Here is a 23,266-nt window from a genome sequence, read left to right as displayed (position 1 = left end):
GAAACCAGTGGAAATACCGTGAAATCTAAGCCGAAGTGCAGAAATGAGGAGTCGCGATGATCACCGTGTACACCAAGCCAGCTTGCGTCCAGTGCAACGCCACGTACCGTGCGCTCGATGCCAAAGGGCTGAAGTACAAATCGGTCGATCTCAGTGTCGATGAGAACGCCTTGGACGTCGTCAAGGCCATGGGCTACATGCAGGCTCCCGTCGTTGTCACTGATAACGACCACTGGTCAGGTTTCCGTCCGGACAAGATCGCCACCCTGGCCGGAGAGCAGACCTCGGTTTCCGTTGTAGCCTGACATGCTCCTGGTCTACTACTCGAGCAGCTCTGAGTACACCGACCGATTCGTCAGCAAGCTGCGGCACCCCTCACGCCGACTTCCCCTGCTGACAAAAGATGAGACGCTGGCGATCGACGAACCGTTCGTCCTTGTGACTCCCACCTACGGAGCCGGCCCCAACAGAGGCGCCGTCCCCAAACAAGTGATCAAGTTCCTCAACATCGAATCGAATCGCCGCCATCTCGTCGGCGTCATCGGCGCCGGAAATACGAACTTCGGCGAAGAATACTGTCGCGCGGCACGCAAAGTGGCCGCGAAATGCAATGTACCCGTGCTGTACCGTGTCGAACTCCTCGGAACCCCAGAGGACGTCGAAGCAGTGAATTTAGGATTGGACAAACTGTGCGTGAGCTCGCTGAAGACCGCAATGTAGAAGACATCATCCGCGAAGAGACGGATCTTGACTACCATGCGCTCAACGCCATGCTGAATCTGTATGACCAGGACGGTCGGATCCAGTTCGAGCGTGACAAACAGGCTGCCAGGCAGTACTTCCTGCAGCATGTCAACAACAACACCGTCTTCTTCCACGACCTCAAGGAGAAGCTCGACTACCTCGTCGAGAAGGAATACTACGAACCCGAAGTCCTCGATCAGTACTCCTTCGACTTCATCGAGGAGCTTTCGAAGCACGCCTATTCGGCTAAGTTCCGGTTCCAGACCTTCCTCGGTGCTTTCAAGTTCTACACCTCCTACACGCTGAAGACCTTCGACGGAAAACGCTACCTCGAACGCTTCGAAGATCGTGTCGTCATGGTCGCACTGTTCCTCGCTCGCGGCGACGAGACGCTGGCTAAGCAGCTCGTCGACGAGATCATCCACGGTCGCTTCCAGCCGGCCACCCCGACCTTTCTCAACGCGGGCAAGAAGCAGCGCGGCGAGCTCGTCTCCTGCTTCCTGCTGCGCATCGAAGACAATATGGAGTCCATCGGCCGCTCCATCAACTCCGCGCTGCAGCTGTCGAAGCGCGGCGGCGGTGTGGCCTTTGCCCTGACCAATATCCGCGAATCCGGTGCACCGATCAAGAAGATCGAGAACCAGTCCTCGGGTGTCATCCCCGTCATGAAGCTGCTCGAAGACTCCTTCTCCTACGCCAACCAGCTGGGTGCACGACAGGGTGCCGGAGCTGTGTACCTGCACGCTCACCACCCCGACATCTACAAGTTCCTCGACACCAAGCGCGAGAACGCGGATGAGAAGATCCGGATCAAGACTCTGTCATTGGGCGTCGTCATTCCGGATATCACCTTTGAATTGGCCAAGCGCAACGAGGACATGTACCTCTTCAGTCCCTACGACGTCGAGCGCGTCTACGGCATGCCCTTCTCTGACGTCAACGTGACAGAGAAGTACGAGGAGATGGTCGACAACGCTGCCATCAAGAAGAACAAGATCAATGCCCGCGAGTTCTTCCAGACCTTGGCAGAGATCCAGTTCGAGTCCGGTTACCCCTATGTCATGTTCGAAGACACGGTGAACAAGGCGAACCCGATCGACGGCAAGATCATCATGTCGAACCTGTGTTCAGAGATCCTTCAGGTGTCCGAGCCCAGTAAGTACGACTCCGATCTCGGATACGACGTCGTCGGCAAGGACATCTCCTGCAACCTCGGTTCTCTCAACATCGCACTGACGATGGATTCCGAGAACTTCGGGCAGACCATCGAGACCGCGATCCGCGGGCTGACCGCTGTCGCTGAGACCTCTGACATCCAGTCGGTTCCTTCGATCGCCCGCGGCAATGACATGTCGCATGCCATCGGACTTGGCCAGATGAACCTTCACGGCTACCTTGCCCGGGAGCACATCTACTACGGTTCGGATGAGGGTCTCGACTTCACGAACATGTACTTCTACACCGTCGCCTACCACTGTGTGCGTGCGTCGATGGAGATCGCGAAGGAACGTAAAGCTGCCTTCGCCGGATTCGAGAGGTCGAAGTACGCGACCGGTGAATACTTCGATAAGTACACCGAGGAAGCGTGGGAACCACGCACCCAGCGTGTGGCCGCGATGTTCACCGAAGCCGGCGTGCATATCCCTACTCAGGATGATTGGCGTGAGCTCAAGGCTGCAGTTGCCGAGCACGGCATCTACAATCAGAACCTGCAGGCTGTTCCACCTACCGGATCGATCTCCTACATCAACAATTCGACCTCGTCGATCCACCCAGTGGCCTCGAAGGTCGAGATTCGCAAGGAGGGCAAGATCGGGCGTGTGTACTACCCGGCGCCCTTCATGGACAACGACAACCTCAAGTACTACCAGGATGCCTACGAGATCGGCTATGAGAAGATCATCGACACCTACGCCGAGGCCACGAAGCACGTGGACCAGGGGCTGTCGCTGACCTTGTTCTTCATGGACACCGCCACGACTCGTGACATCAACAAGGCGCAGATCTACGCGTGGCGCAAGGGCATCAAGACCATCTACTACATCCGGTTGCGCCAGCTCGCGCTGGAGGGCACCGAGGTCGATGGCTGCGTATCCTGCATGCTGTGACCGATGAGTTCAGCGGGTCGGTGTGAACCGGCCCGCTGAATCCATGACCCGGATTCCGCGAGTTGAGCGGACCTGAAGTACGCAGAACTCGCGGGACCGGGCAGAAAGCATTCTCAGTCTGCTGGGCAGACCACACGTACGCACGGCGTACCTGCAACTTGGAAGAGAGATGGAAACGTTGGAGAACCTGACTTTGGCGTCGCATGTCGACGCCATCAACTGGAACCGTGTCATCGATCCCGTCGATGATGACGTCTGGGATCGCCTCACCGGAAACTTCTGGCTGCCTGAGAAGGTGCCGCTGAGCAACGACATTCCCTCGTGGGCGACACTCACGGAGGAGGAGAAGACGCTGACGATGCGCGTCTTCACCGGTCTGACACTGCTCGATACCATTCAGGGCACCGTGGGTGCGATCTCCTTGATTCCCGATGCGGTGACGCCGCATGAGGAAGCTGTGATGACGAACATCGCGTTCATGGAGAGCGTGCATGCGAAGTCATATTCGTCGATCTTCTCGACCCTGTGCTCGACGAAGGAGATCGACGAGGCGTTCCGTTGGTCGCGGGAGAACACCTACCTGCAGTCCAAGGCTGACATCATCCTCAGCTACTACCGCGGCGATGACCCCCTCAAGCGCAAGGTTGCCTCCACACTGCTGGAATCATTCCTCTTCTACTCGGGCTTCTACCTGCCCATGTACTGGTCTGCACATGCGAAGCTGACAAACACGGCGGACCTCATCCGCCTCATCATCCGCGACGAGGCTGTTCACGGCTACTACATCGGCTACAAGTACCAGAAGGGCCTGGAGTCACAGTCTGAAGAACGCAAGCAGGAGCTCAAGGACTACACGATGAACCTCATGTTCGAGCTCTACGAGAACGAGGTTGCCTACACCCATGACCTCTACGACTCGGTGGGTCTGGCCGAGGACTGCAAGATGTTCCTCCACTACAACGCCAACAAGGCCCTGATGAACCTCGGGTACGAAGCGATGTTCCCGAAGGAGGTCACCGAGGTCAACCCGGCGATCCTCGCGGCTCTCTCGCCCAACAGCGACGAGAACCACGACTTCTTCTCCGGATCCGGTTCCTCCTACGTCATCGGCAAGGCCGAACAGACGGAAGACGACGACTGGGACTTCTAAGACCCCAGAGCTTGCTCGAGGCCCGAAAGGGCTGATGGGAGGCCCGGATCTGCAGGTTTCTGCAGGTCCGGGCCTCTTTTCGTGCCTCCATCCGAAGGACAGAGGAGAGCACAGATGAACATCAGTATCCGTTCGGTATGGCACGGGGGTGGCACGAGCGCACCTTCCAGCCAAGCGCGGGGTGGCTCGAGGCTCGAAATTTGGGGGCTGCGTGCCACCAGCTGCGTGCCACAGCGTGCCATTGGGCTCGCGTCGAGGTCCGTAAAAGGCCAGGTGAGAGGCCGGTTTGAAGGGACTGCGCGACCTAGTGGCACGGAGTGGCACGACGGTCCGCGTGAGTCCATTCGCGGCACCTGGAGGGCACGATGAGCACCACTACGAAGAAGGACAAGAAGGCGTCTCCACGAGAGACCTGGGGGAGCCTTCGGAAGCTCCCGTCAGGACGGTGGCAGGCGCGCTACCCGGCCCCAGACGGGCAGATGCACTCGGCCCGCACCGAGGACGACAAGCCGTTGACGTTCCTCACCAAGACCGACGCTCGCACGTGGCTCGCCAGCGTGCACACGAAGATCGCGCAGGGAGAATGGGAGCCACCCTCGGTCGTCGCGGCTCGGCGTCGAGCGGAAGCGGAAGCCGAGGAAGCGAGGTCGATCGGTTTCACCGAGTACGCCGAGCGCTGGATCGAATTCATTCGCCTCGAACCGACACGCGGGGGAAAGAAGCGGGCGATCGCCACGGTGCGTTCCTACAAGAGCAAGGTCACCGGATACCTGATTCCCGAGTTCGGCGACACGGAGATCCGACACATTGACATGGCTCGCATTCGGGTCATGACCCATCGTCTGGATCAGATTCCGGCGCCGCTGAATCCGAAGTCGAAGTTCAATGGCATCACCCGTCCCGTGCTGATCGTGCTCATGATGATCCTGCGACAGGCAGCTCGAGACGGGATTATTCCGGCGGCACCTCCCATTTCGATCCCCAAGCAGGAATCGGTACGGCATGATCACGATCATGATCCAGAAGATGACGTTGCAAGTCCGGAACAGGTCGAAGCCCTCTACGAGGCGACGCCGAATCTGTACTCGATCATGGTCCTGCTTGCCGCTTGGTGCCAGCTGCGCCGTGGCGAGTGCCTCGGACTGCAGCGCCGGGACATCCAGTGGCATGACGACGGAACCGCCACTCTGCAAGTGCGCCGGCAGTTCAACGCGAACACGGGCGCTATGTCGGATCCGAAGAGCGAGGCTGGCAAGCGAGCCTTGAGCGTTCCGCGGATCATGGTGGAGCGTCTCAAGGAACATCTGCGAGACAACGTCGCGCCCGAAGCGAAGGCTCCAGTCGTTCCTACCAACGTCCGCGGCAGCGTGCCGCTATCACACACCAAGTGGGGGCATCTCTGGGGTGACGCCCGCGATACGGCCAAGAGCGTGCCGCAGGGATTCCGGTTCCATGACCTTCGGCACACCGGCCTGACCCTCTTTGCACAAGAGGGTGCGACGCTGGCTGAGTTGATGCGCCGAGGCGGCCATGCTGACATGCGGGTCGTGCTCCGCTACCAGCATTCCACGATGACTCGTGACCGGGAGCTGGCCAATCGGATGAGTGACCGCGTCGAGGCTCAGCTTGCCGCCTAGAAGAGCGAGTCAGCAGAGTCCTCCCCGGACACCGATGGACACCTGTGAAGGGAGGGGAACTCGCTAACTGAAAGGACAAGTGATGGACGTTCGCAGTCAATCAGAATCGTCGAGACCCGACTTGGTGTCGTTGACGGAAGCGGCAGACCAGTTCGGCGTCTCGGTCAAGACGCTGCGGCGCAGAATCGCGGACGGAACCATCCATGGTTATCGGGTCGGACGCCTGATCCGTGTTGACCTGGACGAGCTGCATGACCGCCTACTCGTTGAGATCCCGTCGGTGAGATGAGAAAGGCAGGTGAGGGGGCGGTGCATCTGGGCCCGCCCCCTCACTCGGGCGGCGGGTCGCAAAGTCTCGGATTCGGAACCGCACGATTCCGTCCCATCCAGCTCAGACCAGAGAGCCAGTCTCAACGAGGAGGCGCCGCGATGGCCGGGATCGCCGGGAGCATAGACTCCTCCCATGAGCAGGAAGACCATCGAACTACTCGTGGACGATCTCGACGGCACGGTGCTCGAACCCGGCGAGGGCACGACAGTCACATTCGGGCTCGACAAGCGGATCTATGAGATTGACCTCTCCAGCAGTCACGCTCAGGAGCTACACGACGCACTGGCCCCTTACTTGCGCGTGGCGCGATCTGTGAAGGGTCAAGCGTCCTCGCGTGCACGTAGCGCGGACACGCGACAGCGCAGCGGTTACAAGCTCAGCGAAATTCGCCGGTGGGCTCAAGAGAACGGGCACGACGTTCCTGCCCGCGGAAGGGTCCCCAACGCCGCCATCAACGCCTACAACGCCGCACACTGAGCCGGACGACCTCGCCGAGAGGGTACGAGCACGATCCAGCGTCGGCACGCCTATCGCGATGCCGACCCAACCAGATGGCGCAGCTCAATTGGCCGACCAGGTCACGACGCCGCGGGATCCTTCTGTGGACTCGTCGCGGCGGGGTTTGACTCGTCTCCGTCTGGGACCTCAGTAGTGGCTTGTGCTGCACGGTGACGTTGCACGCGTTCGACGCCGCGTGCATTGGCCAGCAGGACGAGGCTCACCGGACCCATAATCAGGAACTTGAACGCCGACCAGACGCACACGAGGAAGACCAGGTGCAACCACCCGGGCCCGCCGTTGTGGATCGCGACGGTGCACCAGTAGGCGATCACGAAGTAGACGCCGGACATGAGCATGGCGGGCACGCCCCACTTCAGGCCGGCGCGCGTGCGGATGAAGTCGAGCAGGATGTTGCTGGGGAGCCAGGCCCGCAGGATCCCGCGGGTACGGATGCTGGCGACAAGTATGGTGCGGAGCATGGCACAGTCCTCCAAAGAGGCGACGCATCTTCGGGAGGGACGTGCCAGGGGCGGTGTCCCCTGACCTGTCAACCACCGCACCCAGAGGATGCGACAGCGTAGCTAACTTGTATCGCCTACGTCACAGTCTACCGACTCGATCACGACGGTGGAAGAGCGACAAGTCCGTGCGGCCCTCGCCGAGTGTGCTCCGTTGCGCGACGCATGGTGTACCTGCCCCGCGAGGGAGGTCATCATCATGCCAGAACACAGCGACGGGCAACTCGCCTTCGACTTCGACGCGATGGCCCGTGAGGATGCCCGCGCACGCCTGGACGAATGGGAAGGCGCGCCGCTGGGCCTCACCCGCGACTACTTCACCCCAGCCCGGTTCGATGAGGCCTTCGAGCATTGGAAGTTCCTCAACGGGTCCCTCGGCTCGTGGAAGCGCAGCCACATGTGGCATCGCGAGGGATGGAACGGTGCAGGAACCGAGTTCGGTGAGCACCGCGGCGAGATCTTCGGCGCCGAACTCTCCCCAGAGGACGGGCACGAAGGCCCCGGCGGCATGCTCACCCAGATGATCTGCGAGCCCTGCGACTGGCACGTCATTGCCGAGGACGACAACACGGCCGTGGAAGCGTGGCACGATCACGCAGTGCCCGGCTGGCGTGAGTTGCCGGTCCTCCCGGCAGCGATCCGCGTCCGCGACGGTGGAGCGACGTTGTCGAAACTGGCGATGAAGTGGATCACCGAGCGCTATCCGCAGCACATGCAGGTTCCCGGCGCACCGATCATCACCGAGCGAAGTTCCCCCGGTACCCGGCACGTGCACCACTACTCGCCGTGGGGTGGCTACGACCTCTCCCACACCGCACTCGAGCGCCCCGCCGCCCCGGAGGTGTCCTCGCGGGCACCTCGGCGTGAGCTGCCACCGTTCGTACCGGCCTCGCCGTCCGGGCAGTCCAGGCAGGCCGGTCCTGACCTGTCCCGGTGAGGCGAGCATGCCAGGAGGGCCGGAACCACTATCGGTTCCGGCCCTCAGACTGTGCGGCGGGTGGGTCAGGTCAGTTCGCCGGTCTCGGGGTCCAGCCGGGCGTAGTATTCCTCCTCGGCTTGTTCTCGGCGAGCGACGTCGGAGACGACGAAGTTCACGAAGTCGGCATCACGGTCAGTGATCGCGGCGTCCTCGATCGGTTCTGCCTGCTCCTCACCGGGCCAGACGGTCTGCCGGGTCGGGCGGTCCCGATCCAGCCTGGTCCCCGACGCTGCGACCCAGTCGCGCAGTCGCTGCCGGGACTCGGCGAAGTCCCGGAGCCACCCGATGGGTGCGGACCCGTTCTGCTGCGGGTCATAGGCGCACAGCCAGTGGATGTGCAGGGCGCTGAGTTCCCAGACCAGCTCCGGGTGCCGGTGCCAGTACGGAGGAATCACCGCCGCCGGCAGTCCGAACTCGTGGCGCAACCAGTCCACCCACCGGTTGAGCTCCAGCCAGGCTTCTTCGGCCTCCTCCGCACCGAGGAGGTTCCAGTTGACCGGGCCCGGCGGCTCGTCCAGAGTCGCGGGCCCACTGGTGGGTGGGGTTGGCGCGTCGGGTTCGGGCTCGTCTGGCTCGGGTACAGCTTCTGGGCCGGGAGTGATGTCGTCTTCATCCATGGGGTCCTCCTACTGGCCCATCGCGACGGTCTCGGGCTGCTGTGCCGGCCGCTCGGGTGCCTCGAACGCCTGGGCACGCTGGGCGGTGACCTGCTCCTGCGTCAGGCCCTCGCTCTGCGGGGTCCGGTCGACGGTGTACGTCGAGCGGGCGGCGTCGTGGCCGATCTTGCGGGCGACGAATTCCTCACCGCCGTGCTGGTGTCCGTCACGGTCGTAGGTGTACTCACGCACGTACCCGTCGGCGACGAAGCGATCCCCTTTCTCGAAGGCTTCGGCGGCGTGTTCGGCGGTCTTGCGGTAGACGACGAGGTTGTGAAAGCTCGGCTCGAGCTGGGTGAACGTGCCGTCGTCTTCGCGCCTGTAGTGTTCGATGCCCATCCGGGCGTAGAACCGGGCGACTCCTTGCTGCACATAGGTCAACTGTGGGTCGGTGGCGATGAACCCCGAGACCGATGAGCCGGTCTTCATGGCCATGACGCGACCTCCTTCCGGTGTGCGTGGCGACCAGGACTTCTGCTCGCTGCTGGCAGACAGGTGCACACCCAGCACCCGAGAAGTCACAGGCGGCGGTCGAACCCGGCAGGAGTGCTCGCACGTCGAGGTTCTGGCGCAGAGGGCGGGGTCCGTGACGCATCAGCACGCACTCCCAGGGCTGGGCGGTGAGCTCGCACGGTTTCGACCGTCAGCTCCCGCTGCCCTCCGGCAGGTTGGTCGGTCGGTGGTGTGCGGTCCGGGTTGTCCTTGTTACGGGAGGCGGCCAGTTTCTTCTCGACCTGGTGGAGCTTCTGCTCGGCCTCGGTCAGGGCCTCGGCGTGGCGGAAAGGGCGACCGATGCGCTCCTGGGCGTCGGCGAGGGCCTGTTCGGCCTCATCCAGGTCGTTGCGGGCCCGTTCGAGCAGCGTCGGGATGCCCGAGACGCGGTTCTCGATCCGCTGGATCACCCCGGCCCCACCGGCCAGGAATGTCTCCCGTCCGAGGATCGTGCCGCTGCGCGGGACACCGGCCAGGGCGAGTTCAACCGAGGCATCCGTACCCAGGGAGGGCACGGTAGAGACGGTGATGTCGAAGCCACTGATCTGCCCGAGCGTGCCGTAGTCGCGGCTGACGTGTTTCGGTGCCCATGTCAGGCCCTCCCGGTGGGCCCATTGGGCCACTGCCTGCCCCGCATCGGTGCGAGAATCCAGGTTCTGTCCGGCTACGGTCATGCGGAAGTTTTCACCAGAGGTGTCCCTGACCTGCCCGGTGGCGTTCTCCAGCCCGGTGATCTCGTCTTGGTGGGCGGTGATGTCCTCGCGGGCGCGGGCACGAGTGTGTTCGAGCATGGACTCGTTGCGGGAGTGGGCGCGTTCGAGGCGGTGGAGTTTGGCGACCTCGGCTTGGATGGTGGAGTGTTCCAGCAGCAGTGGGTTGCCGGAACTGATCGCCTTGGCCTCGGCTGCGGAGAGCTCGGCGGAGTCGATCTCTTCGATCTCACGGGCGTCGAGGGAGCCATGCATGATCTGGGAGATGAACCGCGCTTTACGTTCCACGGCCTGCCACATGTACGCGTCGAAGGACTTCTCGGTGACCAGGCGGACGATGCCGACTTCCTCGTTCTGGTTGCCCTGACGCAGAATCCTCCCTTCCCGCTGGGCGATATCCGAAGGCCGCCAGGGGCAGTCCATGTGATAGAGCGCCACAGCGCGTGCCTGAATGTTGGTGCCCACGCCCATTTTCTGGGTCGATCCGATGAGCACGGCGACATGCCCGGCGCGGGCGGCGGAGAAGAGCCGAGCTTTGTCGACGTCCGTTTTCGCCTCGTGGATGAACCGGATCGACTCTCCGGGCATCCCACGCAGCACCAGCTGTGCGACCAGCTCGTCGTAGGCGTTCCACTGATCCGGATTCGGGGTGCCGATGTCAGCGAAGACCAGCTGCAGCGCCCCACGCGCCGCAGCGGGTTCCCCGGTGACGGGATCGAGGTATTCGTTCTCGCGGGTCTGCTCCCAGACGTGAGCGATCGTATCGGCGGCGACGTCGACTTTCGTCGGCCCCGACGGTACATCGTCGAGGACCAGGCGGATATCCAGGGCTGCCTTCCGGCCGTCGGTGGAGATCGTAAGCATGTTGTCCTCACGAGGGGAGACCAGGCGCGCGGCGACCTTCTCGGCCCGATCCCCGAGGCTGGTCACGAAGTCCTCCAGCTCCACGGTCGGCTGCACGACTTCGGTGCTCGGGGCGCGGGAGCCGTCATCGCGCTCGATGATCTCCGGGACCGGCAGTTGCAGGTCGTCGGCGGTTTTCACATCGGCGAACGTGGACCACATCCGCAGCATCTCCGGGACGTTGGTGAACCGGGAGAAGCGGGTCTTGAGTCGGAAGCTGCCCGTTGGGGACATCTCCATGTCTGTGCTCGTTTCCCCGAAGGTCGCCGCCCACGCATCGAAGGCATCCACACCGGCGCGGTCGAGCAGGTCCGGGCGCAGGTACTTCTGCATGACGAAGGCTTCGCTGATGCTGTTTGAGATCGGGGTTGCCGTCATTCCGGTCACCACCCGCTCGTTGCCCTGTGATCGCAGGTAGTTCAGCTTCATGTCCAGGTCGCTGGCGCGCACGGAGCCCTCGATCGCGGCATCGGAGATATTCGATTCTGTGGCCAGGTTCTTGTACATGTGCAGTTCGTCGATGACGAGGTAGTCGATGCCGGTGTCTTCGAAGCACACGCCGACATCGCGGCTGGTGTCCAGGCGTTCCTTGCGCTTGTTCTCCAGGTTGACCAGTTTGCGCTGGAGGCGTTTGACGCTCATCGCATCGTCGGCCTCCGCATTCTCCAAGACGCGCCGCAGGGCGAACACCTGGCCTCGGATGTAGTCCTGTTGGGTGCTCTGGCGCAGGGCGATCTTCGAAAACGCCGACTGGGTCAGCAAGATCCCGTCCCAGTCATTGGCCGCAGCGCGGGCGACGAACGCGCGGCGCTTATCGGCGGTGACGTCCTTGCTTGAGGCCGCCAGGATCCTCGCTTGGGGGTAGATCTGGAGCCATTCGGAGCTGAACTGGGCGAGCATGTGGTTCGGGATGACGATCAGGGGCTTGTTGATTAGGCCCATCCGGCGCATCTCCATCGCGCCCATGATCGCCTCGGCCGTTTTCCCGGCGCCGACTTCGTGGAAGAGCCCGGTGGAGGGTTCGGCGATCATCCGGGCGACCGCTGCCCGCTGGTGCGGGCGCGGGGTGAAGGTCTCGGCCACTCCCTGCAGGCTCAGGTACTCCCCGGCGGCGGAGTAGTCGCGTAGGACGATGTTGTTGAACCGGCTGTTGTACTCATCGACCAGGGTCTTGGCGCGTTCGGGGTCTTCCCATACCCATTCGGAGAACCGGGCTTGCAGCTGCTCGGCCTTCTCCTGGGCGGCGGTGGTTTCGGTGGCGTTGATGACCTGTTGGGGTTTGCCGTCGGGGCCCTCGATCTCGTCTTTGACGATGATCGCTTTCTGCTCCATCAGCGATTTGGCCAGGTCCGGGGCCGGCCGGCGTTCAGTGCCCCATTCGCTGGTGGACTGTAGGCCGCCGCGTCCGCCGCGGACTTCCCACATTCCCGGCAAGGGGTTCTCCACCTTCACCTGCTCGGTGCGCAGGACCTCGTTGAGAAACTGCTGGTGGATGGCCGGGCTGATCCACACTGCCCCGAACCGGGCCGTGATGTCCTCCACCCCCAGGTCCTCCGGTTGCACAGCCGTGAGCGCGTCGACGTTGGTCTGGAACTCAGGAGCCTCGCTGACGCGGTCCTTGGCCTGGGCCAGCTTCTGGCGCACGTCACCGCTGAGGTATTCCGGGGCGTGGACGAGGGTGTCGGTGGCCGGATCGGTGAAGACCAGACCGTCCAATGCGGTGCGGGTCTCGTCCTCGGCCATGCCGAGCATGTCCGCGATCAGGGTCAGGTCGATGCCACCGGTGCGGTCCAGGCTCAGCGCGACCGCGTCGGCCGGGGTGTCGGCACCCTGGACTTCGGCACGCGGGGCGACGACGCGGCGGGTGAGGATCGTCGCCGGAGTCGCGGTCTGAGTGGAATCGTCGAACTCTTCCAAGGCGGTGACCAGCGCCCCGAATGGGTCGGTGCGTAGCAGGCGCAGCGGGGTGGGCATGACCCGGGCGTAGGTCTCCTCCCCGCTGTCATTGGTGCGCCCGGTTCTGCGCACGGTGTAGCGGTTCAGCGGCCCATACGTGCCGAGGTATTTCCGGTAGTCCCGGTGCAGGTTCTCCCGAGTGGAGGTGATCTCCTCGGTGTCATCAGCACTCGCGGCTTCCAGCTCCAGTAGTCGGGTCGCGCTCTCGCGCAGCCCGAGCAGGGCACGCATCTCACCGGTGGCGTTCTTGGGAACTTTCAGCGGCTCGATGGCGGCTCCGTTGACAGTGCCGAAGCCGCCGTCGTCGGTGGCGACGATGGTCCCATCCCACCGTTCCGGTGCCGTGCCGGTTGTAGCGACCGGCGGGGCGTCGCCGACCGGGGTGGTGCGCTCGGTCATCGTCAGGCCAGCTCGGCGGGCGGTGAAGGTGATCCGCTCGAGGGCGGTGTGCAGGTCCGCGGCGACGTGGTCGAGGTCCCCGGTCACGCTCAGCGTCTCGGCGCCGTACATGCCATGGCTGGTGCCCAGGGTGCCCAGCACGTGCTCAGGGTGTTCATCGAAGTACCGGTTGATCTTCAACTGATGGCCGTCGAGGGTGATCGGGGTGACGGTCTCCCACAGGTCATCAGCCGCTGGCTGGTCCTCTTCTCGGCGGCGGAGGATCAGCAGGTCGGTGATGGCGTCGGTGCCGGCTGTGCGCCGGTGGGTGCCCGTCGGCAGGCGCACTGCGCCCACGAGGTCGGCTAGCTGGTTCATCTCTCGCCGAGCTCCGGGGTTCTGAGCATCGAGGGTGTAGTGGGAGGAGAGCACCGCGACCAGGCCACCGGGACGGGTCAGGCGCAGGGATTTGAGGATGAAGTGGTTGTGGATCGACTGCCGGGTGGGGTTGTCGACCGGATCGTGGAGGGTGACTTTGCCGAAGGGGACGTTGCCGACGGTGGCGTCGAAGCCACCGCGGGCCAGGCGGGTGTCGGCGAAGGACTCCGCCCGGATCTCAGCGTGCGGGTAGAGGCGGCTGCTGATGGCCGCGGTGACCGGGTCTAGTTCGACCCCGGTCATCTGCGCGGCCGGTGGGGCCAGACCGATGAATGTGCCAGACCCGGAGCCGGGTTCCAGAACCCGACCGCCGGTGAAACCCAGTGAGCCCAGCGCGGTCCAGATTTCCTCGGCGACGTGCGGGTCGGTGTAGTGGGCGTTGATCGTCGTCCGGGCCGCGTCATGCCATTCCTGGGGTGAGAGGAGGGCGCGCAGTTCCTCGCGTTGCTCCGCCCACTGCTCGTTGCGGGGATCGAAGGTCTCAGGCAGGGCACCCCAGCTGGACCACCCGGCCAGCACCGCCTGTTCCTCAGCGGTGGCTATGCGCTGCTGCTCGTCGAGCGCGCGAGCCAGGGTCAGAGCATCAACGTTCGCGCGAAATCGTGCCCGTGCGCCGCTGGGCACCCCAGTATGGGTCCGCGGATCGAACCGGAGGGTCTCGGGGGCGGGAGTTAGTGGACTTCGCGCAGGAACCGCACGCTCGCGGCTTCCTTCAGCACGCTCTGGTGCTCCTTCGCGTACTGACCCGGGATCTCCGCCGTCATCAGGCCCTCGAGGAACCAGACCGGTAGAGCCCAGTCCTTGGCCTTCTGCTCCAGCTCCACCGTCGTCGGTGCCAGGTCCGGGGCGTCCTGGATCCTCTCGGCCCAGCTGATCAGATTCGAATCCGCCGGCCGGGTCTGCTCCCACTCCTCGCGGGCCTCGTCGATCGACAGGCTCGGGTCGTGCATCCAGACCAGTTCGTCCATCACGACCTCCTCGGCGATCCTGCGCGCCGTCATCCGACGCGACACCTCCTGCAAGTACCTCCCATTCTCTCGCGAAGAGCCCGCCATCGCCAGGGGCCCGAAGCGACTGCTCTCCAGCTGACTGGCCAGCAGGCTGACCTGAGTCGCGATCTGCTCGCCCAAGTCCGTGAAGAACGTCTGCTGGTCCTCGATCTGAGCCAGCCTCTGCGGGGCGTGCTGGGCCCAGCGATCCTGGGCTTTCCGACCGTAGTGGTTCATCTGCGTCTTCTCCCTCCGGCATCGCCGGCTCGACCGCGGCCTCATCGGCTTCGGCGTCGAGTGGCGTGCGGTCGTTGTCGATCTGGGTCTGTGCCTCAGTCTCGGCGGTACCCCACAGGTCGAATTCCAGCTGTCCGGGATCGGGCTTGCGGCTACGCCGTGCCATAGGGGCCTCCTCTCAGCACACCCCACCCCAGCCACCACCTGGTGCGGTGGTGGAACTGGGGTGGGGTGGATAGGTCAGGTGTCATCGGTGGTCTGCAACAGGGACTCGATCTCGCCCCGATCACTTGCCAGCTGCTTCCCGTCCGTCCGGTCGGGCCAGCGGCGCAGGTCCGTGATGATCGGCGGGGCCGAGCGCAGTAGCGTCACCGCAGTCCCGAACGGCAACAGACGAATGCGCTCTGGCGGTAGCACCGAGACCCTGCGGATCGAGCGCTGGTTCGATCGCGACCCGTGGTCACCGAGGGTGACGCTGTCGGTGAACTCGTCACGCTCGCCGATGAGACTGCTGAGGTTTTGGAGGTCCTTGCTGTTGGAGGCTCCGCCGAGGATGATCTTGACGATCGCGGCATCCCAGATGGCGTTGGCCTGGTGCTCGTTCCAACGGTCGCGGGCCTGAGCCAGGGACTGCAGGACCGGCATCGTCGTGATACCGGTACCACCACCTTCAGCCATGAGCGTGGGCAGAGAGGGCAAGGGCGCAAGGTTCGCGATCTCGTCCAGGGCCAGCAGCATCGGTGGGTCCAGGCGTGCTCCCGGTGCGCGGGCCGCCATACGCCGGGCGGTCTCGATCAAGTCCTCCACCAGTGCGGCCACCAGCGCAGCACTGGCACCGGCCCCGGAGCCGGTGGCCAGCAGGTACAAAGTGCCCGCCTCGCGCAGGAACGACTCCGGGTCGAAATCCTCCCCAGGCCGTGGTGAGACGGCATCGAGCACGCGCGGGTCGGCCAGGGCACTCAGCGACAGGCTCACGCCCTGCCAGATGGAGTCGCGGGTGCGCGGGTCAGCATCGATCATCGACTGCAGGGAGTCCGCCCACCCACCGGCTGCCTGGGGAGAGTTGGTGAGGATCGCTACTGCATCGCTGGCAGCACTCGGGTCCAGCGTCCAGCGGAAGAGCTCCTCCGGCGGGCGGGAGTCGATGGCAGCCGCGTGCAGGAGGGCCTGCAGGGCCGAGCGGGTCTTGCCCTCCCAGAAGCCACCCCCTTCGACGCCGCCGGAGCTCAGCCCGGTCGCCGCGGCCAGACCGTTGGCGCGGATCATCGCTGTCAGCGGGTCGGCGCAGCCGCGAATCGGTGACCAGCGCAGCCCGGCCGGCAAACCCTTCGCCAGGTGCTGAGGGTCGAACACCGCGACCGGGCCGATGCGCTTGCGAGCCCGCAGGGTCGCGGTGAGGTTGTCCGGGCGGGTGCTGGTGGTCACGACCGCGCCGGGGGCGTCGAGGATGGCGTTGATGACTACATGCAGGCCCTTACCGGAGCGGGGTGGGCCGATGAGTAGGAGGGAGTCTTCGACCGAGGCCCAGACCTGCTTGCCGTGCGAGGTGCCCAGCAGGTAGCCGACATCCTCTGGTTTCGGATCTTCGACCGAGGGGCGCAGGTTCCCAGCACGGCCCAGCAGGGCTTTGGGCGAGGTGGCGTGGGCGAGATCCTGGCGGGTGGCGACCCCGGCCAGACGCCGGGGGTCCTTCTCCACCCGGAGGCTGCGCCGCCGGATCAGCGTCCACACCCAGGTGATGCCCGCGGCGACAAGGGACAGCAGCAACGCCGCGATCAGCCAATACACGACCGCGTTCAATCCCTCGGCCTCCAGCGGTGCGCCAGGGGCCAGGGGGTGGACGAGGACAAGCGCGCCGGAGGCCGGACCTGCCTGCGGCTGGGCGGTGCCGGTCACCACGGCGGTGATGGTGCCTGCCAGGCGGAGGATCAGAGCCACGGCGAAGAGGCCGATGAGCCCGATGATCGCGAATGTTGTCAGCTCATCACCCAGGGACCCGGTCTGGCGTCCGGCCGGGGAACTCACGAGAGTGCCCGCACCGCGAGGGTGCCCGAGGCTCGCCCGAGCAGGATCACCTCGCTGATGTCCAACCCGTCAATGAGATCGCGGTCGAGCTCGGCGCGGACCTCTCCGTGTTCACTGGACTCGGTTTGCCCGGTGATCACCGCCACCGCGACGCTCTCACCGGCCTTGAACCCGGCCCTGGCCGCCGTGATCTCCACCCGGTCTGCCACCCCGGCATGCGTGGCCGCCACCGGTGACTTTTCCTTCTCGTCGGTAGTGGTGTCCGGTGCGAGGTCCGCGTCAGGGTCCAGGGGGTCCGGAGCCGGAGTGCGGCGGATGATCGCCGGGACGATATCGGTGAAGGTGGACCCGTCGTTCTCGTGGACCTCGACCCGCACCGGGAACGCCCGGTCCTGGGAGGCCGCGTCGATGATCTGGGCGAACGCACCACGCCGCCATACCCCGAAGTCAGGTGGGGGCGGCAGGATCGTCTCGTCGACGTTGACGGTGATCGTCCCGTCGTCATGGACATCGAGGACGACGGAGGGCATGGATACCGGCGGGCTGGTCGGGCTGGAGTTTTTGCTCATGCCGGCAGGTGCACCCGCGACCTCACACCCCACCACGTGCAGACCGACGTGAGGCCCGCCAGGGACAGTCCTGGCGGGCCTCAACGGTCACAGGCGATGACCTGGCGGGTGCGGATCGGGGCCAGCTCGGCCGGTCGCTGCAAACGACTGAGCGCGCAGCGTCTGGGCGCGCACCGAGCTCGCCCAGGCCCGTGCCTTGCTGATGAGTGTGTCGACCTCGGCGGCCTGGACGCGGCCCTGGTCGCGGACCTCCCACACCCCGCTCCCATCGGGACGGCTGCCGAGTTCCTCGGCCCTCCATGACCATGAGGTCGGGAGCCGGTCAGGATCCGACCAGTCTGTATCGGTGTACTGCTCTTCGATGGCGAAGCGGGCCTCGTTGTCGGGCCGGTAGAACACGAAATGCCCGCCACCGAACGTCTCAGGATCTTCATCGACCAGATGAACGAACCGGCCATAGCCCCCATGGATGCTTTCGAGCCCGGCACTGAGTCGGTCCATGAAGCCGCTCAGGCGCTCGCGCTCCGGGTCAGTTTCGGAGCTCACTGTTGGTCCTCATCGAGAGAGTCCGGGCCGGGATTGATCCCGGCCGCGCGGGCACTGGTGTCCCACAATTCCATCTCGGCGGGGTGGAGCTGGTGTTGCGTGACGAAGGATCTCGAGGCGATCTTCCATAACCCCTGCCCCACCCCGAGGGTCGGCAGCAGGGCCTGTTCGGTGCCGGACAGGCCCAGGGCCTTCGCGGTGGAGCCGAGCTGGTCGGCCTCCTGTCGGTAGATCACCCGGGTCTCGGCGTTGGCCAGCAGGGAGTTCGCGATCGAGCGCATCGCCGAGCCCTGATCGCCGACGGCTTCCAGGTCGGAGATCCGGTGGAAGAGCATGAGGTTGGCGATCCCGTAGTGGCGGGCCAGCCGCCAGTGCGAGTCCATCCGCCGCAACAGGGGTGGATGGCTCATCATCCGCCACGCTTCGTCGTAGACGCACCAGCGTTGCCCGCCCCGGGGATCGAGCAGGGCGGCTTCCATCCACGCTGAGGAACATGTCATGAGCACGCTCATCAGCGTGTTGTTCTCCGTCACCCGCGACAGGTCCAGGCTGATCATCGGCAGCGTCGGGTCGAAGACCTCCGTCGAGGGCCCGTCGAAGAGCCCTGCGAGGTCTCCGACGACCAACCGGCGCAGTGCGTGGCCTGCGATGCGGCCGTCTTCGGCCAGACGTCCGTCGGTGTCATCGGCGGGGTTGAGGATGTGGTCGACGACCATGGGCAGGATCGGCGTCGTGTTCTCCCGCACGGTCGCTGCCAGGGCGGTGTCGATCGCGGTGTGCTCCAGCGGGGTCAGCGGCCGGGTGAGCACCGTCTCGGTCAGCGCCCCGATCAGGTCTCGGCGTCGGGAGGCGACGGTGGAGGACCACTCGGCATCGGTCATGCCGCTGGGCCGGTAGCCCTCATCCAGGGGATTCAGCCGACTCGGCAGGCCATGGCCCAGAGCGATGGCGCGTCCACCGACCGCCTGCGCGACCCGGGTATGTTCTCCCTTGGGGTCACCGGGGACGTACACCCGCCGCCCGAACGGCAGACTTCTGGTGTAGAGGCTTTTTGCCAGGGCTGACTTGCCCGAGCCGACGATGCCGGCAACGACGACGTTGGGGGCGGTGATCACGCCGCGGGCGTAGAGCACCCACGGGTCATAGACGAACGAGGCACCGGAGTAGAGGTCCTGACCGATGAACACCCCTTGACTGCCCAGACCTCCTTCGGCCAAGAAGGGATAAGCCGCGGCCAGGCTGGCGGTGGTGTCCTGGTGTCTCGGTAGCCGGAACCGGCCCGGGGTACGCAGTGCTGCCGGTCCCGGTGCCCCGGAGGCTGGCAGGTACGCCCGCGCCCGGCGTTCGGCGCGTTCGGCCTCGGCGCGGGCTTTCGCTTCGGCCATCTGCTGGCGGTTCTGCTTGGCCTGGATCGCGGTGGCTGCGGCCCGACGGGCCTTGCGGGAGCGGCGCCGTTCGGCGGCAGGGGCGACGAGCACGGAGGTGTGCAGCCGTTCGTCGTCGTCGCGGCTCATCGGCCCAGCCCTCGGCTGTCCTTGACCGCGGCGACGCCGGGGTGTTCGAACCAGGAGCTGTCCCGCCGCGACGGCTGCGTCGTCCCGGACGGTGTAGCAGGGCTCTGCCCGCCAGGTGTCTGGCGCGGGGCCGGCCTGATGACCGGGCGCGGAAAGCCCGGCGCATGCTCTGCAACTGCGGGAGTGGAAGGAGCGTCGAGGGCGTCCTCGGGCTCGGGGGTGAAGGTCCGGTAGAGGCCGACGTGGACGAGGTCGCGGTTGTAGACCATCGTGTAGCCCTCACCGGTCGCCGTGTGGTCCAAGGCCCGTGTCGGCGGGGTGGTGTAGACGTAGCCGTTGGTCAGAGCGGCGTCGGTGGTCTCGGCACCGGCGTCGAAGCCCTGCAGGTGGCCGATCGCGGCGTCCTCACTGTCGGCGTCGATGAGTTCGATAACCTCATCGGCGTCCTGGCCTTGGAGAAAGACGACGTTAAGCCGCTGCGGGTCCGGTTCCGGGGCCGGCTGCCAGGCGATGAGATGGGCGTGGGTACTGGCCCGATCCATGCATGCTTCGACGTCATCGAGGAGGGTGACGGCCTCATCGATCGCATCGGCGGTGGCGAAGGCATGGGCCTCACCGGTCTTGAAGTCCCCGGCGTCGGTGCTGGCCCGGTCGATGTAGTACACGTGCGTCTGGGCCAGAGCCTCGAGAGTTTCGCGCAGGCGTCGGGTGGTGGCCAGCAGGTCACCGACGATGCCGGGCATGGTCTCGGGACGGTGGATGTCGTGGATGGCGTGGGCCAGGCCGCGGGTGGCCTCGGCAGTCTCAGCGGCATCACGGGTGGGATCAGAATAGGTCGGCATGATCAGCTCTCCTGAGTCGAGGGTGGACGCCCCGGCCGCGGGGCTGGGGCGGGGATGGCAAGGAAGTGCGCGGGCGCGGGCTCAGACCCGACGGCACAGCGGCAGGGCCGCAGCGGTAAAAGCGCGAGCCTGTTGCCCGACCAGGCGTCGGGTCTCACACGAGGCCTGGATCGCTGCTTGTTCGAGGGCGGCCAGGTCTCGGTCGAGGTCATCGAGGGTTTCGGCCGAGACAGAGATCAGACCCGTGTAGCGCACGACCCCGTGACCGGCGGTCAGATCGGCTTCTTGCTGGAGCACGTCCTGGAATTCGGCGCTGTGCCCGGCGTCTTCGATCTGCCCGATCCGGGCCCGCTGGGCCCGGTCGGAGATGTACTCGACCTTCTTCTTGCGGATGTCGCGGGCGGCCTGATCGGTGCGCAACGGGGTGCAGATCAACGAGAACGCCCGCTGGATGCCGGTCGAGAGCAGCACCGGTGAGAGAAAACCGGGGTGGACCATCGCCCGGGGCCATTCGCTGATCCACAGCACCGCGTGGAAGGCGGAGTCGGTGCGCAGGTGCCCCCAGCGTTCCGTCACCGCGACCGGGCCAGCGGTGGCCAGGTCCTGGCCGATCTCACCATGGCGTTCCAAGGTCGCAGCGATCGCCGGGTCGTAGGCCGAGCGCAGGATCACCGCGATCTGGCCGGTGCTCAACCAGTCGGCGAAGGACAGGTCGGCCGCTCGTAGCGCGGAGGCGAGGGTAGACATGTCCTGGCGGAGGATGTTCGCCGCCCCGCGCAGCCCACCGCCGGCGGTGCGGATCTGGCGGGCGGCGTGCTTCATGTCCAGGCTCAGACTCAGCGTGGTCGCATGACGCTCCCCGGCAGGGCCTGCCCGGTCGATGAGCTCGGCGTAGGTCGTCGCCGCCCACGACCCGTCATCGCTGCCGTGCGTGGCCCACCATTCGGCCAGACCCTGCCCGGAGTCGGGCAGGGTGCGCTCCAAGACTTGGAGCTGACTGATCCGGCCTGAGCGGCAGATCGTGGCCAGCACGCGACCCCAGGATTCGACGCGGCGGTTCTGCTCGACCGGATCCAACAACACGAACGCCGGATGGGACAGCTCGATCATCACCGTCAGCGTCGCCGCCGTCGGATCGTGGATCATGCCCGCCCCGGTCTCAGGATCGGAGTACTCGCGCAGCCGGGCGGCATCACCGGGCAGGGCCAGGGTGCCTGTCGGGCGGGGCATGACGATCCGTCGGCGGTAGATCAGCTGGCCCATGCTGACCCGCCACACCCACCAGCCGGCGATCGGCACCCATTCCACAGCCGGGCGGCCGGCAACGGGAATCCATGTCAGCGCCGCACCCAGGACCCAGATCGGAGCGGTGAGCAGGAACAGGACCCCGCCGCCGCCATAGAAGGAAGCGACCAGACTTGCCCCGGCGATGCCGAGGGTCACCAGCTGGGAGGCCGAGAGTCCGAGCAAGACACCCCGGCGGGTCAGCCGGCTGAACTTCGCTGGCACCAGCTCGGTCCCAGTGGTTTCGGTGGAGGTTTCCGTGGACATGAGGGCTTACTCCTTCCCACCAGTCGGGCCAGAGGGCTTCGGACCCTGCCGATGTGAGCCCTGCCGAGGTGCGGATGGTTTCGGTGAGGACGTATCCGGCGGTGACTTTGGCAGCGGAGACGACGCCGGGGCGGCGTTCGGAGCCGGGGTATCGGCCGGGGCTGACGTTGAGGACTTGGTGTCCTGGGAGGGCTTCTCGGCTCCCTCCGTCGCTGTCTCTGCCTGACCGGCCAGGACCTGTCCGGCTTCGGGTCCGGCGGTGGCGGCCTTCTTCGCGACCGCGGCACCAGCCACGACCGCAGCGGCCGGCCCGGCCGCAGCCGCACCGGCGCCAGCACCCGCGCCCGCTCCTGCGCCGCCAGCTCCGGCGCTTCCAGCCGAACCAGCACCTGCCGACCCGGCACTTGCGCTGGAGGCACCGGAGCCCCCGGGGTTGCCGCCGGGGCCGGGTGCGGCAGCCTGGCTCGAGCTGTTGCCGGGCTTCCTGCCTCCGCCTCCGCCGTCGCCGCCTTTGTCGGACTTTCCGTCGAGGACCTTGTTTGGACTGTTGCCCTGCTGCTTGCCCGGTGTCGGCACTGGTCGGTTCAGTGCCGATTTCGCTTCCTGTTCGGAGCCCATCGAGTTGTAGAGGTCAAAGCCGATGAACGAGAGGAACCGATACGTGAGATATGGCGCAAACCCGGCCAAAGCCATGAGCACGATCCCGGCCAGAGGATCAGCGACTGAGGCCAGATCAGCCTCGATCGGTGCCGAGACCTGGGTGACGGCCACGAGCAGGATGATGACCAGGACGAGCTTGCTGAAGATCAAGGCGAGGACGAACATCGCCCACTTGCCGATCCAGCCGCGACTGGCATCCCAGGAGGCCCCGGCGAACGCGAACGGGGCCAGGACCACGGCGACCAGCAGCAACGCTTTGCGGATGAGCAGGCTCAGCCACACGATCGCGGCCGCGGAGATCGCCAGGCCCCCGAGAAAAATCGAGATGATCGCGCCGACTCCCGGCGCGGTGATGTTCAGCGTGGCCAGCGCGGCGACCAGCCCGGTGATCTTCGCGCCCATGGACTCGGTGGTCTCGCCAGCGGCTTGGATGATGCCGACGCACAGTTGATCGACGATCTCGAGCAACAAGGCGGTCAAGGTGAGGACGACGAAGGACCCGAGCACGCTCTTGGCCAGCCCGAAAGCTGCGCGGGAGAGCGCCCCGGGTTCTCGGCGGATCATCCCGGTGATCAGTTGCAGGCAGAAGAAGATCAGCATCACGAAGATCGCGATACCGAAGATCAAGTTGAAGACCTCAACGTATTCGCCGCTGGTGACATCGACCAGGGTGGTGGTGTCGAAGATCTTCCAGACGGACTCGAACATCCATTCCGCGGCCGCGCCCATGCCCGCGGCCAGCCACTCGAATGGTGCCGAGACGAGGCTGGCCGCGGCTTCCCCTGCGGTATCGCAGACCGAGGAGAGGACGGGAACATCGCAGAAGCCCATC

20 protein-coding genes are annotated in these 23,266 nt (G+C 65.3%); 8 read left to right on the top strand and 12 right to left on the bottom strand.

Translation table 11 applies throughout. The features are described 5' to 3' along the window. Window positions 1-56 precede the first annotated feature (56 nt). From nrdH to FO013_RS15380, 7 genes are all read left to right on the top strand, one after another. Entirely contained in the window at window positions 57-305 is a 249-nt protein-coding gene (gene nrdH, locus FO013_RS15410; RefSeq protein ID WP_092106910.1) for a glutaredoxin-like protein NrdH, read from the top strand. Window position 306: 1 nt separating this feature from the next. Then, entirely contained in the window at window positions 307-720 is a 414-nt protein-coding gene (nrdI, locus tag FO013_RS15405; RefSeq protein WP_143923443.1) for a class Ib ribonucleoside-diphosphate reductase assembly flavoprotein NrdI, read from the top strand. 5 nt (window positions 721-725) lie between these two features. Further along, entirely contained in the window at window positions 726-2,852 is a 2,127-nt protein-coding gene (nrdE, locus tag FO013_RS15400) for a class 1b ribonucleoside-diphosphate reductase subunit alpha (RefSeq protein WP_260848195.1), read from the top strand. Between the two features lie 169 nt (window positions 2,853-3,021). Next, window positions 3,022-4,002 carry a class 1b ribonucleoside-diphosphate reductase subunit beta gene (gene nrdF / locus FO013_RS15395; RefSeq protein WP_143923441.1) on the top strand — a complete coding sequence of 327 codons (981 nt, stop codon included), beginning with the start codon at window positions 3,022-3,024 and terminating at the stop codon, window positions 4,000-4,002. Window positions 4,003-4,367: 365 nt separating this feature from the next. Next, window positions 4,368-5,639, top strand: coding sequence for a tyrosine-type recombinase/integrase (locus FO013_RS15390; RefSeq protein ID WP_143923440.1), 1,272 nt, complete (start codon window positions 4,368-4,370; stop codon window positions 5,637-5,639). An 82-nt stretch (window positions 5,640-5,721) separates the two neighbouring features. Then, window positions 5,722-5,928, top strand: a complete 207-nt coding sequence (locus FO013_RS15385; protein ID WP_186293151.1) for a helix-turn-helix domain-containing protein — start codon at window positions 5,722-5,724, stop codon at window positions 5,926-5,928. Window positions 5,929-6,102: 174 nt separating this feature from the next. Then, a complete protein-coding gene (locus FO013_RS15380) occupies window positions 6,103-6,447 on the top strand; it encodes a histone-like nucleoid-structuring protein Lsr2 (RefSeq protein ID WP_143923439.1) in 345 nt (114 codons plus the stop codon). A gap of 101 nt (window positions 6,448-6,548) precedes the next feature. Here the strand turns inward: FO013_RS15380 and FO013_RS15375 are convergent, their stop codons facing one another. After that, window positions 6,549-6,950, bottom strand: coding sequence for a sulfate permease (locus tag FO013_RS15375; protein WP_143923438.1), 402 nt, complete (start codon window positions 6,948-6,950; stop codon window positions 6,549-6,551). Between the two features lie 238 nt (window positions 6,951-7,188). Here FO013_RS15375 and FO013_RS15370 point away from each other — a divergent pair, with 238 nt between their 5' ends. Next, a complete protein-coding gene (locus tag FO013_RS15370) occupies window positions 7,189-7,926 on the top strand; it encodes a DUF6349 family protein (RefSeq protein WP_143923437.1) in 738 nt (245 codons plus the stop codon). A gap of 65 nt (window positions 7,927-7,991) precedes the next feature. Here FO013_RS15370 and FO013_RS15365 read toward each other — a convergent pair whose 3' ends face one another. From FO013_RS15365 to FO013_RS15315, 11 genes are all read right to left on the bottom strand, one after another. Continuing rightward, window positions 7,992-8,585: a hypothetical protein gene (locus FO013_RS15365; RefSeq protein ID WP_186293150.1), complete on the bottom strand. Its 594-nt coding sequence runs from the start codon at window positions 8,583-8,585 to the stop codon at window positions 7,992-7,994. Between the two features lie 9 nt (window positions 8,586-8,594). Then, entirely contained in the window at window positions 8,595-9,059 is a 465-nt protein-coding gene (locus tag FO013_RS15360) for a single-stranded DNA-binding protein (protein ID WP_143923436.1), read from the bottom strand. An 83-nt stretch (window positions 9,060-9,142) separates the two neighbouring features. Further along, on the bottom strand, window positions 9,143-14,125 hold the full coding sequence (locus FO013_RS15355) for a helicase-related protein (protein WP_143923435.1): 4,983 nt from the start codon (window positions 14,123-14,125) through the stop codon (window positions 9,143-9,145). A gap of 47 nt (window positions 14,126-14,172) precedes the next feature. Continuing rightward, window positions 14,173-14,727: a hypothetical protein gene (locus FO013_RS15350; RefSeq protein WP_143923434.1), complete on the bottom strand. Its 555-nt coding sequence runs from the start codon at window positions 14,725-14,727 to the stop codon at window positions 14,173-14,175. Window positions 14,728-14,967: 240 nt separating this feature from the next. Next, window positions 14,968-16,752: a type IV secretory system conjugative DNA transfer family protein gene (locus FO013_RS15345; RefSeq protein ID WP_143923433.1), complete on the bottom strand. Its 1,785-nt coding sequence runs from the start codon at window positions 16,750-16,752 to the stop codon at window positions 14,968-14,970. Continuing rightward, window positions 16,749-17,321 (bottom strand): hypothetical protein, encoded by a 573-nt coding sequence (locus FO013_RS15340; RefSeq protein WP_222103652.1) that lies wholly within the window; start codon window positions 17,319-17,321, stop codon window positions 16,749-16,751. Before FO013_RS15340 ends, FO013_RS15345 begins: the two co-directional genes overlap by 4 nt. A gap of 87 nt (window positions 17,322-17,408) precedes the next feature. Next, window positions 17,409-17,867 carry a hypothetical protein gene (locus FO013_RS15335; protein ID WP_143923432.1) on the bottom strand — a complete coding sequence of 153 codons (459 nt, stop codon included), beginning with the start codon at window positions 17,865-17,867 and terminating at the stop codon, window positions 17,409-17,411. Further along, window positions 17,864-19,381: an ATP-binding protein gene (locus FO013_RS15330; RefSeq protein WP_143923431.1), complete on the bottom strand. Its 1,518-nt coding sequence runs from the start codon at window positions 19,379-19,381 to the stop codon at window positions 17,864-17,866. Before FO013_RS15330 ends, FO013_RS15335 begins: the two co-directional genes overlap by 4 nt. Beyond that, complete coding sequence (locus FO013_RS15325) at window positions 19,378-20,223, bottom strand: hypothetical protein (protein WP_143923430.1); 846 nt, start codon at window positions 20,221-20,223, stop codon at window positions 19,378-19,380. Before FO013_RS15325 ends, FO013_RS15330 begins: the two co-directional genes overlap by 4 nt. Before the next feature lie 81 nt (window positions 20,224-20,304). After that, complete coding sequence (locus FO013_RS15320) at window positions 20,305-21,774, bottom strand: SCO6880 family protein (protein WP_143923429.1); 1,470 nt, start codon at window positions 21,772-21,774, stop codon at window positions 20,305-20,307. A 6-nt stretch (window positions 21,775-21,780) separates the two neighbouring features. Next, entirely contained in the window at window positions 21,781-23,265 is a 1,485-nt protein-coding gene (locus FO013_RS15315) for a conjugal transfer protein TrbL (protein ID WP_143923428.1), read from the bottom strand. Window position 23,266: the final 1 nt, after the last annotated feature.

The organism is Brevibacterium aurantiacum, from assembly GCF_007558825.1.
GTDB lineage: Bacteria > Actinomycetota > Actinomycetes > Actinomycetales > Brevibacteriaceae > Brevibacterium > Brevibacterium aurantiacum_A.
Note: the sequence above shows the minus strand (reverse complement) of the source record. Positions and strands in the feature narration are given on the sequence as shown.